The sequence below is a fragment of the Streptomyces sp. NPDC026206 genome (assembly GCF_040638465.1).
Taxonomy (GTDB): domain Bacteria; phylum Actinomycetota; class Actinomycetes; order Streptomycetales; family Streptomycetaceae; genus Streptomyces.
The window spans coordinates 194,214-204,348 of sequence record NZ_JBEZYL010000010.1 but is presented as its reverse complement, the minus strand read 5'-3'; the positions used below and the strand labels follow the sequence as shown (position 1 = coordinate 204,348).

The following is a 10,135-nucleotide window of genomic DNA, read 5'->3' as shown; positions in this document are numbered from 1 at the left end:
ATCAACTCAACCCATCTGAAGACCGGCGGACAGCGGAGGATTCGATGTGGACATCCGGTACTCGGGACGGCTGTCGCCCGGTCGCTGCGCCGAAGCGGACGCGGACCGCGATTGCCCTGCTCGTATTCCCGCACGCCATGGGCTCAGTGTCGGCGGGCACGGTCATGAAAATCCCTAGTGTCGGAGGGGTCCGGAGGGTGTACGGAGGTCCTTCACAGCCGCCTTCCGGTGCGGCAGGATGAGGCGGCAGACGATCACCGGCCACGAGGAGATGTCAGGTGTCATGCGCGTAGGACTGTTCGTCACCTGCGTCAACGACACGCTCTATCCGCGCACCGGGCGGGCGGTCGTCTCCCTGCTGGAACGGCTTGGCGTGGCAGTCGACTTTCCGGCAGCGCAGAGCTGCTGCGGCCAGCCCCTTTACAACACGGGCTACCGGCACGGGGCCGAGGCGCTCATGCTCCGCCATGCCGCTGCCTTCAGGGACCACGACGTCATCGTCACGCCGTCCGCCTCCTGCGCCGCCATGGTGCGCGACGGGTATCCCAGGATCGCAGCACGCGCCGCCGTCGAGGACCGTCCGCGCGAGGAGCCGGCGAAGCTGGCCGAGGCCGCGGCGAGCGTCGTTCCCCGGACGTACGAACTGACCGAGTTCCTGGTGGACGTCCTGGGAGTGACCGATGTCGGCGCCTACTTCCCGCACACAGTGACCTACCACCCCACTTGTCACGGGCTACGCATGCTGGGCCTGGGAGACCGACCGCGACAGCTGCTGGAACACGTCAAGGCACTCGAACTGCGGGAGCTGGGGGGTGCGGAGGAGTGCTGCGGCTTCGGCGGCACCTTCGCCGTCAAGAATCCCGTGGTGTCCGCCGCGATGGGGGCCGACAAGACCCGGGCGATCACGGAGACGGGCGCGCGGGCGGTCTGCGCTGTCGACAACTCCTGCCTGATGCACATCGGCGGCACCCTCGCCCGCGAAGGCTCCCCCGTGCGCCCGGTCCATATCGCGGAGATCCTGGCCAGCACCGAGGGGAACGTCCTGTGAGCCGAACGTACCTGGGCATGCCCGCCTTTCCCCGGGCCGCCGCCGTCTCGGCCCGCGACAGCACACTGCGGGCCAACCTCCGCCACGCCACCCACACCATCCGCGCCAAGCGGGCCCGCGCTGTGGCCGAGCTGACCGACTGGGACCGGCTGCGGGCCGCCGGAGCCGCCGTCAAGGACCGGACGCTGCGCCACCTGGACCACTATCTCCTGCAGCTGGAGGAGAACGTCACCCGCGCCGGAGGCACGGTCCACTGGGCGGCGGACGCGGCCGAGGCGAACCGCATCGTCACCGCCCTCGTCCGGGCCACCGGTGAACGCGAAGTCGTCAAGGTCAAATCCATGGCCACACAGGAGACCGGACTCAACGCAGCGCTCGAACAGGCGGGCATCCGTGCGTACGAGACCGACCTTGCCGAACTCATCGTGCAGCTCGGCGACGACCTGCCCTCCCACATCCTCGTCCCCGCCATCCACCGCGGCCGCACGGAGATCCGCGACATCTTCCGCGACGGGATGGCCGACTGGGGCCGGCCCGCCCCCGAGGGGCTCACCGACCGTCCCGCCGACCTCGCCGAGGCCGCACGGCTGCACCTTCGGGAGAAGTTCCTGCGGGCCCGGGTCGGAATCTCCGGGGCCAACTTCATGGTCGCCGAGACCGGCACGCTCGTCGTCGTGGAGTCCGAGGGCAACGGCCGGATGTGCCTCACCCTGCCGGACACGCTGATCTCCGTCGTCGGCATCGAGAAGACCGTGCCGACCTGGCGGGATCTGGAAATCTACCTTCAACTGCTTCCCCGTTCCTCGACCGCCGAACGCATGAACCCGTACACGTCGATGTGGACCGGCACCACCGAAGAGGACGGCCCGCGCGCCTTCCATCTGGTGCTTCTGGACAACGGCCGCACCGACACCCTCGCCGACCAGGTGGGCCGCCAGGCGCTGCGCTGCATCCGCTGCTCGGCCTGCCTCAACGTCTGCCCCGTCTACGAACGCGCCGGCGGCCACGCCTACGGCTCGCCCTATCCGGGCCCCATCGGTGCGATCCTCACGCCACAGCTGCGTGGCCTCGCCTCCCCTCTCGAGGAGTCCCTGCCGTTCGCCTCCTCCCTGTGCGGCGCCTGCTACGAGGTGTGTCCCGTCGCCATCGACATCCCCGACGTCCTGGTCCACCTGCGAGAACGGGTCGTCGAGGGCGGCGAGGCGACGGTTCGCGGCACCCGTACCGTCATCAAGCCGGCCAAGGGCCACGCCTTCGAGCGCGCCATGATGCGTTCCGCGGGCTGGGTCCTCGACCACCCCGCGGCCCTGCGCCGTGCGCAGCGTCTGGCGGCTCGCACCCGCCGCATCCAGCCGCGGCGGCTGCCGGGGCCGGGTCGCGCCTGGTCGGACACCCGTGAACTTCCCGAAGTACCGGCGGAGTCCTTCCGGGACTGGTGGGACCGGACCCGAGGCGGTGACACATGACGGGCACCCCGCCCCCCGACGACCGGAGCCCGAGCCCGAGCCCCTCAAGGGAGCGGATCCTGGCCCGGATCCGGCGTGCCCTCTGCGATGTACCGCCCTATGAGCGTCCCCGTGACCACCCCGTCCCGCGCGACTACCAGCGCACCCACGGCCAACGAACCGCCGTCGAGTCCATCGGTCTGCTGACCGACAACCTCGCCGACTACCGGGCCACCGTGCACCGTACGGACACGGCCGGGTTGCCGGCCCTCCTGGCCGAGCTGCTCGAACGGCGTGGCGCCCGCCGCGCGGTTGTGCCGGCAGGCTTGCCGAGCGAGTGGCTCGCGCGGGCCCCGGTGGAGTTGGTGCGGGACTCCGCCTTGCTGACGCCCGGGGAACTGGACGCCGTGGACAGCGTCGTCACCGGCTGCGCACTGGCGATCGCCGAGACGGGCACGCTGGTTCTCGACGCGGGCCCAGGACAGGGACGCCGCCGCATCACGCTCATGCCCGACCACCATGTATGCGTGGTGCGGATCGCGGACCAAGTGGTGGATTCGGTACCGCAGGCCTTGGAGCGGCTGGTCTCCTCCCGGCCCCTGACCTGGATCTCGGGCCCGTCGGCGACCAGCGACATCGAGCTGGAGCGGGTCGAGGGAGTGCACGGACCGCGCGCCCTCGACGTCGTGCTGCTCGATGAGGGCCCCGGGGAGCCGGGGAACACGTGAGCCGGGAGCCCGGCCGCCCACTGTCCCCTGCGGCTTCCGCCACTGCGTCGGCCCGTAGCCGTCTCCGTCGGCCGGGCTCGCCGACGAACGCGCCTGCGTCCTCTCCGCCCTGTTCGATTCCGTCGTGCATGCGGTCGGATTGCATCACGTGGTCTCTCGTGGTTTCCATGAACGCCAGGCTACGAGCGGAACTTCCGGCGTGCGGCGCGCTGTCCACAGCCCCGATCGTATGATCACCTCAATGGGAGAAGCCGAGTTGGAACTGCCTCTGCACGGCATCACGGTCGTCGCCCTCGAACAGGCCGTCGCGGCCCCTTTCACCACCCGCCAGCTCGCCGATCTCGGCGCGCGGATCATCAAGATCGAGCGCCCGGGACGCGGAGACTTCGCCAGGGACTACGACGGCCATGTCAAGGGGCTCTCCGCCTATTTCGTCTGGGTCAACCGGGGCAAGGAGAGTGTCGTCCTCGACCTCAAGGACAGCTCGGACCGATCGCTGGTCGACCGGCTCCTCCTGGGCGCCGATGTGTTCATCCAGAACCTCGGCCCCGGCGCGGCCGCGCGGCTCGGCCTGGACAGCGACACTCTCCGCTCCCGGGACCCACGCCTGATCACCTGCGACGTCTCCGGCTATGGCGGGGACGGCCCGTACCGGGACAAGAAGGCCTACGACCTGCTCGTGCAGTGCGAGGCCGGTCTGGTCTCGATCACTGGAAGCGCCGACGCCCCAGCCCGGCCCGGCATTTCCGTCGCCGATATCGCCGGCGGGATGTACGCCTACACGGGCATTCTCACCGCCCTGTACGAACGCGAACGCACCGGTGAAGGCTCGGCGCTGTCCGTCTCGCTCTTCGACGCCCTCGCGGAGTGGATGGGGCACCCGTACTTCGCCCAGGCCTACGGCGGCGCGCCCATCGCCCGCAGCGGGGCCCGTCATCCGTCCATATCCCCTTACGGGCACTATCGGTGCGGTGACGGCGGGCAGGTGTTCCTGAGCGTGCAGAACGACCGGGAGTGGGCGGCCCTGTGCGAACGGGTCCTCCGGCTGCCCGGGTTGGTCCATGACGCGCGGTTCGCCGACAACCCGTCACGCTACGCTCGCGATGACGAGCTGACGGACGTCATAGAGAAGCGTTTCTCCAGCCATACGGCGGACGGGGTCCTCACCTTGCTCGACAGCGCGGGTATCGCGCATGCCCGGCTACGGACAGTGGCGGAGTTCGCCGGACATCCGCAGTTGGCGGCGCGCGACCGCTGGCGTGACTTCGGCTCGCCTGCCGGCCCGCTGCGCGGCCTGTTGCCTCCGGTGGAGGTGGCCGGGCGCGAGGCCGCCATGGGTGCCGTGCCCGCGCTCGGCGAGCACACGGACGCGATCCGTGCGGAATTCCCGGCGCCGGGGGAAGCCGACGACGGCTGAAGACCGCCGCCTTCGCATGAAGGTAACCCTGCCGGTGGTACGCACGGGGCGCGTACGCGGCGCGCAGGGCTGGGTGACCCGATCTGCTGGCTGCAAGCTCTTCCTGACAGCGAAAAACACGCGGGAAAGGCTTGATCGATGACTGTTCAGGGACGGGCTTCGGAGGCTGCTGTACTCACCGGTGACGTGCATCGGGCGGACCGTGCGCAGCGGTGGTCGGCCGGCTGGTCGGCGCCGGTGCAGCGGCCAAGCAGTGGTTTCGAGGAGAACTGGTCCGAAGCGGGGTTCGACCGGCAGTCCGTGCGGCAGGTCGTACGGCTCACCGGCAGCGGTACGCAGACGCGCATTCGACTGTCGAATCGTTTCGGCACCGAACCGCTCCTGGTGAACGCCGCGACGGTGGCGCTTGCCGGTGATGGGGCAGCGCTCCGGCCTGGGACTCTGCGGGAGTTGAGGTTCAGCGGCGCGTCCTCGGTGGCCATACCGGCCGGCGGTGAGATCACCAGCGACGCGGCGGACCTTCGGGCCGAGCGGTTCGACTCCGTTGCCGTCACTCTGTACTTCGCCGGCCCGACCGGCCCTTCGACCTTCCACGCGCAGGCGTACACGGACAGCTACCGCGCTTCCGGTGACCGTACGGCCGATGTCGGCGGGGACGGTTTCGAGGAGCGGACCCACTCCTGGTACTACCTGTGCGATGTGGAGCTGGCCGGCGCCGACGATGCGCCCCACGAAGCAGTGGTGGCCTTCGGCGATTCCATCACCGATGGTTTCGGCTCCACCGTGGGAGCCGACCGCCGATACCCGGACGTGCTCGCGGAGCGGCTGGCAGCCGGGGGCCGGCCCTGGGCCGTGATCAACGCGGGGATCGGCGGGAACCTCGTGCTCAACGACTCACGCTGGTACGGAGAGCGGGCAGTGGCCCGGTTCGACCGGGACGTGCTCGACAAGCCCGGCGTCCGCTCGGTGATCGTGTTCGCCGGCCTCAATGACATCGGGTTCAGCGAAGTCGACCTGCCCACCTACAAGCCCGCCCGAGAGGTGTCCGTGGCCGATCTGACCGCTGGTCATCGTGAATTGATCAAGCGGGCGCATGAGCGTGGCGTCAAGGTCATCGGTGCGACGGTCCTGCCGTTCAGGGGCGCCGAGTACCACACTCCCCGAGCCGAGGCGAAGCGCGTCGCTCTCAACGAGTGGATCCGCTCCTCCGGTGAGTACGACGCGGTCGCCGACTTCGCCTCGGCCCTCGCGGACGCGAACGATCCGCAGACTCTTGACGCCGCCTACGACAGCGGCGACCACAAGCACCCCAATGACGCCGGCTACCGACTCATGGCCGAGGCCGTCGACCTCGGCTCCCTGTGAACAGGGCCGGGCGGGCCGAGCAGTAGGCCGCCCGGCGGCGCTGTGGTGCGGCTTCAGACCTTGGCCGTCAGGTGCGTATCGCGCCGTACCAGTGAGGCGTATCGGCCTTCGTCCGCGAGCAGTTCCTGGTGCGTTCCGCGCTCGGCGATACGACCGCCCTCGAGGACGATGATCTGGTCCGCATGGCGGACCGTGGAGAGGCGGTGCGCAATGGTGATCGTCGTCCGGCCGGCGGACAGTGCGTCGATGGCCTGCTGGACGGCGTGCTCGGTATGGGTGTCCAGTGCGCTGGTCGCCTCGTCCAGGATGAGCACGGGCGGATCCCTCAGGATGGTCCGCGCGATGGCCAGGCGCTGCTTCTCGCCGCCGGAGAAGCGATAGCCGCGCTCACCGACCAGGGTGTCGTAGCCGTCGGGCAGCGACGTTATGTAGGCGTGGATCTGGGCCGCTTCGGCCGCCTCTCGAATCTCCTCGTCCGTGGCGTCGGGCTTGGCGAAACGGAGGTTGTCCGCGACGGAGGCGTGGAAGAGGTACGTCTCCTGGGAGACGACGCCCACCGCGCGGGCCAGGGTGTCGAAGTCCAGGTCGCGGACGTCGACGCCGTCGAGCAGGACCCGCCCGCCCGTGACGTCGTAGAGCCGTGGCACCAGGTAGCTCAGCGTGCTCTTGCCGGAGCCCGTCGGGCCGACCACGGCCAGGCTTCCACCGGCCGGGACTGCGAGGTCGATTCCCGTGAGTGCCACGCTGGTGGGGTCGTAGGAGAAGGAGACGTCCTCGAAGCGGATCTCGCCCCGGATCTTCTCGAGCCGCACCGGGTCCGCGGGCTCAGTGATCTCCACCGGCAGATCGAGGTATTCGAAGATCCGCTGGAAGAGCGCGGCGGAGGTCTGCATCTGCACGCCGGTGGAGAGCAGGCTGACCGTGGGCCGGAAGAGTCCCTGCTGGAGGGAGACGAAGGCGACGAGCGTACCGAGGGAGATGTCCGGGCCGCCCGTCTGCAGGGCCAGGCCGGCGGCCCAGTAGATGAGCGCGGGCATGGCGGCCATGACGACGCCGATGGTGGACATCCGCCACCTTCCGGCCATGCTGGCCCGCACTTCGAGATCGACGAGCCGCTCCGACTCCCCGGCGAACGCCTTCGTCAGCGAATCCGATCTGCCCATGGTGCGGCCGAGCAGGATGCCACTGACCGACAGCGATTCGGTGACCATGGACGCCATGGACGCCATCTGCTTCTGGCGTTTGGCCGTGATCTTTCTGCGCTCGTCGCCCACCCTGCGACTGACCCACACGAACACCGGCAGCAGGAGCAGGGTGACGACGGTCAGCCGCCAGTCCAGGGCCACCATCGCGATGACGGTGGCGATGACGCTGGTGAGGTTGGAGACCAGCGATGTGGCGGTGGAGGTCACCGTGGCCTGCATGCCACCAATGTCATTGGCGATACGCGACTGCACCTCGCCGGTACGGGTGCGGGTGAAGAAGGCCAGCGGCATGCTCTGGAGCCGGCCGTACACCGCGGCGCGCAGGTCATGCATCACGCGCTGGCCGACTGTCGTGGAGATCAGGGTCTGCAGCACGCCGAAGACGCTGTTCACGACGGCGGCCGCGATCATCCCCAGGGCCAGCAGGCTCAGCAGGCCGGTGCGGCCGTGGGGAATGGCTTCGTCGAGGACCTCACGCAGCATGAACGGTGAGGCGACCGTGACAAGGGACGAGGCGGCGACGAGCAGCCCCACGAGGGCGAGCCGGCCGCGGTAGGGGCGGAAGAGACGGAGGATGCGCCGCACCTGTACGGGTTGTTCCACGTCCCGGGGAGGTGGTGTCCAGTCCAGTTCGTCGTGGGGCATGGGCTCCTTCAGCGAGGTCCGGTCCGAATGCGGAGAGTGCGACAGCGCAACAAACGCTGAGAGCACTGACGCTGAACAGAGCTTAGCTCACTGTTACCTACACTCACAATGGACCAGGTCCTGATAGCATGTGATCATGACGGCCCCCGACACGTCCGGCCAGCTCGCCGAGCAGCTGCTGAGGCTGACCCGAAGGCTCCACCGAGCACAGAAGCGCTACCTGGACCCGGTCGGCATCACGCCCGCCCAGTCGCGGCTGCTGCGCACCGTCGCGCACTACGAGACCCCGCCGCGCATGGCGGACCTGGCCCAGCACCTCGAGGTCGTCCCCCGGGCGGTCACCACGCTCGTGGACGCCCTGGAGACCAATGGCGCGGTGCGCCGGGTGCCGGACCAGTCCAACCGGCGGGTGATCCGCATAGAGCTCACCGACCAGGGCCGGTCGACCCTGAAGGCCCTGCGCGACGCCCGGCGGGCCGCCGTGGAGGACATCCTCGCCCCCCTCAGCGCCGACCAGCGCGAAGTGCTCGGTGGGCTGCTCAACGAGCTGCTGGCGGGCCCGGACCGCGGCGCGCGCTGAACACGCACCGCGCCCCCGGACCCACCGAGCAGGCGGTCAGCAGCGCTGCCGGTCCTGCGTCAGCTCGCCCTGTGCCGTGGCAAGCGTCCGGTCGTAGCAGACGCCGGGCCCGTAGAGGCGGTAGCGCTCGCTCGATACACCCGTGGCATGGCGCTGGTCGCGCGGCACATTCTGGTTGTACGCGGCGTCGCCCGTGTAGGTGTCGTCCGAGCGGGACCAGCCGACGCGCTCACCGGAACGCAGTGTGACGCTGTCCGCGCGGTCCCCCATCGTCATGACCGTACGCAAGCGGTCCCCCGCTCCGACCGATGTCTCACCGTCCATGGTGTACACCCGGTGGGTGCGCGTGGCGACCGCCGGTCCGCGGCCGGCGACCGTGACCGTCTCGTCGTCGGTCCAGCGGGCCTTGAGCGCGTCCGTCGACTCACCGCCGGTCCAGCGGTGTGTGGAGGTCCCGCCCACGTTTCGAGTGACGGTGGTGTCGATACGCCCGTGCGAGGTGTCGAGGTAGCCCCCGACGGTGAGGGAGTGACCGCCCTCGGAATTCAGCCGGTGCTCGGTGCCCGGTTCGTACGCGGTGATGTTGGTGGGCTCGCCCTGGTGGTGCGTGGTGAGCGCGCCGGTGACCCGGTCCGACTCGGCGTCCTGCCACACCAGGATGTTGGTGGGCGTGCTCCAGCCGCTCTGCCCATCGGGGACACCGGCGACCGATATCGCGATCTTGTGCGGCCTGCCGTCGTTCAGCTGCCCGGCGAAGGGCGTGAGGTCATACTCGACGGGCCGGACGTCGAAGGCGCGCGGGCCGGGGATCACGTACCAAAGGAAGGGGTTCGACCAGCCCCCGGTCCAGACGGTCGGGAACGGTGCCGCGATGCCGGCGAGCTGCCCGTCGACCGAGACCCGCACCTCACGATAAGGGCCGTCCTTGGCCTTGCAGGAGTAAGGCGCCGCGTCCGGGACGGTCAGGTACCAGAACTCCTCGCAGCCACCGCCCGAGCCGGTGGCGTACACCTCGGCGACGATCCGTTCGCTGTTGCGCGGTGTGGTCAGCCGGCCCTCGTACACCGCGCCCTCGTTGTGCGCGCCCTCCAGGGTGAGGACCTGGTCGGGAGTCCGGGCCGGCTTCGTCCGGCCTTCGGCCTTGTAGAAGGTCAAGGTCGCCTTGACCTTGATGACACCGGTGTAGGTCTCGTTCACAGTGTTGCCGATGAGCATCTCGACGGGTTGCCGTGACCGCAGGGTGGCGGAGTAACGGGTGACGTCCTTCTCCACCGCCCAGGTGATGCCTTCGGGCGACGGCTCGGGCGTCGAGGTGCGCAGCACTTCGACGCCTCCTATGGCCAGGTAGCCCAGACGGTCGAACTGCCGCCCCGCGACGGCACCTTCCAGGCGCAGGACGACCTTGGCCCAGCGGTCGCCGCAGCCCTTGGGCGGCAGGTAGGTGTTCTTGTAGGGCGTGTAGTCGCGGAATTCCGTTTCGGCGACGGTCACTTTGCAGGAGGTGGTGCCGGGTGCGGACACCGGGGGGCCGGCGGTGACGGGGTCGTGCCAGTCGGTTCCGAATTCGGTGGGTGCGGCTGCCGTGGCCGGGCTGATGCCCAGTAACAGGCCGGTGACCGCGGCGAACAGCACGAGGAACAGTCGTCTCATGAGGCAGGAGTGAAGCGCGTCGCGCGACGGCACACCAGTACTCGTCTGGCCT

Annotated in this window: 8 protein-coding genes; 6 read left to right on the top strand and 2 right to left on the bottom strand. The window is 69.5% G+C overall.

Features of this window, described 5'->3' with window-relative positions:
* Positions 1-283: 283 nt before the first annotated feature.
* From AB0F13_RS17125 to AB0F13_RS17105, 5 genes are all read left to right on the top strand, one after another.
* Positions 284-1,048: a (Fe-S)-binding protein gene (locus AB0F13_RS17125; protein WP_362082078.1), complete on the top strand. Its 765-nt coding sequence runs from the start codon at positions 284-286 to the stop codon at positions 1,046-1,048.
* Positions 1,045-2,514 carry a lactate utilization protein B gene (locus tag AB0F13_RS17120; protein WP_362082075.1) on the top strand — a complete coding sequence of 490 codons (1,470 nt, stop codon included), beginning with the start codon at positions 1,045-1,047 and terminating at the stop codon, positions 2,512-2,514. Before AB0F13_RS17125 ends, AB0F13_RS17120 begins: the two co-directional genes overlap by 4 nt.
* On the top strand, positions 2,511-3,221 hold the full coding sequence (locus AB0F13_RS17115) for an LUD domain-containing protein (RefSeq protein ID WP_362082072.1): 711 nt from the start codon (positions 2,511-2,513) through the stop codon (positions 3,219-3,221). Before AB0F13_RS17120 ends, AB0F13_RS17115 begins: the two co-directional genes overlap by 4 nt.
* 241 nt (positions 3,222-3,462) lie before the next feature.
* Positions 3,463-4,638: a CaiB/BaiF CoA-transferase family protein gene (locus tag AB0F13_RS17110; protein WP_362082069.1), complete on the top strand. Its 1,176-nt coding sequence runs from the start codon at positions 3,463-3,465 to the stop codon at positions 4,636-4,638.
* A 138-nt stretch (positions 4,639-4,776) separates the two neighbouring features.
* Positions 4,777-6,003 carry an SGNH/GDSL hydrolase family protein gene (locus AB0F13_RS17105; RefSeq protein WP_362082066.1) on the top strand — a complete coding sequence of 409 codons (1,227 nt, stop codon included), beginning with the start codon at positions 4,777-4,779 and terminating at the stop codon, positions 6,001-6,003.
* A 53-nt stretch (positions 6,004-6,056) separates the two neighbouring features.
* Here AB0F13_RS17105 and AB0F13_RS17100 read toward each other — a convergent pair whose 3' ends face one another.
* Positions 6,057-7,853: an ABC transporter ATP-binding protein gene (locus tag AB0F13_RS17100; RefSeq protein WP_362082063.1), complete on the bottom strand. Its 1,797-nt coding sequence runs from the start codon at positions 7,851-7,853 to the stop codon at positions 6,057-6,059.
* A gap of 136 nt (positions 7,854-7,989) precedes the next feature.
* On the opposite strand from AB0F13_RS17100, the gene AB0F13_RS17095 reads away from it, so the two are divergent.
* Positions 7,990-8,433: a MarR family transcriptional regulator gene (locus AB0F13_RS17095; protein ID WP_362082060.1), complete on the top strand. Its 444-nt coding sequence runs from the start codon at positions 7,990-7,992 to the stop codon at positions 8,431-8,433.
* A gap of 36 nt (positions 8,434-8,469) precedes the next feature.
* Here the strand turns inward: AB0F13_RS17095 and AB0F13_RS17090 are convergent, their stop codons facing one another.
* Positions 8,470-10,083, bottom strand: a complete 1,614-nt coding sequence (locus tag AB0F13_RS17090) for a peptide-N4-asparagine amidase (RefSeq protein WP_362082058.1) — start codon at positions 10,081-10,083, stop codon at positions 8,470-8,472.
* Between the last annotated feature and the right edge of the window lie 52 nt (positions 10,084-10,135).

Bases quoted from the DNA above. Each gene is read 5' to 3' on its own strand.
- AB0F13_RS17125 (WP_362082078.1), top strand. From the start codon at position 284: ATGCGCGTAGGACTGTTCGTCACCTGCGTCAACGACACGCTCTATCCG.
- AB0F13_RS17115 (WP_362082072.1), top strand. From the start codon at position 2,511: ATGACGGGCACCCCGCCCCCCGACGACCGGAGCCCGAGCCCGAGCCCC.
- AB0F13_RS17110 (WP_362082069.1), top strand. From the start codon at position 3,463: ATGGGAGAAGCCGAGTTGGAACTGCCTCTGCACGGCATCACGGTCGTC.
- AB0F13_RS17105 (WP_362082066.1), top strand. From the start codon at position 4,777: ATGACTGTTCAGGGACGGGCTTCGGAGGCTGCTGTACTCACCGGTGAC.
- AB0F13_RS17100 (WP_362082063.1), bottom strand. From the start codon at position 7,853: ATGCCCCACGACGAACTGGACTGGACACCACCTCCCCGGGACGTGGAA.
- AB0F13_RS17095 (WP_362082060.1), top strand. From the start codon at position 7,990: ATGACGGCCCCCGACACGTCCGGCCAGCTCGCCGAGCAGCTGCTGAGG.
- AB0F13_RS17090 (WP_362082058.1), bottom strand. From the start codon at position 10,083: ATGAGACGACTGTTCCTCGTGCTGTTCGCCGCGGTCACCGGCCTGTTA.